The sequence below is a fragment of the Vogesella mureinivorans genome (genome assembly GCF_007644035.1).
GTDB classification, from domain to species: domain Bacteria; phylum Pseudomonadota; class Gammaproteobacteria; order Burkholderiales; family Chromobacteriaceae; genus Vogesella; species Vogesella mureinivorans.
Genome location: NZ_VMTV02000555.1, coordinates 1 through 348, shown reverse-complemented (window position 1 = coordinate 348; position 348 = coordinate 1). Strand labels below are relative to the sequence as shown.

Here is a 348-nt window from a genome sequence, read left to right as displayed (position 1 = left end):
GCGCGAAGGCGATGAATATGCCCAAGGTGACGAAGCCCATGTGGCTGATCGAGGAATAGGCAATCAGCTTCTTCATGTCCTCCTGCACAAGCGCCACGAGGCCGACGTAGACCACGGCAATCAGGCTCAGGGTGATCATCAGCCAGGCGTACTCGTGGCCGGCATCCGGCACGATCGGCAGGGTGAACCGCAGGAAGCCGTAGCCACCGATCTTCAGCATGATCGCGGCCAGTACAACCGAGCCCGCGGTCGGCGCCTCGACGTGGGCGTCAGGCAGCCAGGTGTGCACCGGGAACATCGGGATCTTCACCGCGAAGGCCGCGAAGAAGGCGAAGAACAGCCACATCT

1 protein-coding gene is annotated in these 348 nt (G+C 62.4%); it reads right to left on the bottom strand.

The features are described 5' to 3' along the window. Positions 1-348, bottom strand: a 348-nt coding sequence (locus FLQ44_RS14520; RefSeq protein ID WP_276607866.1) for a proton-conducting transporter transmembrane domain-containing protein, incomplete at both ends; no start/stop codon positions are given.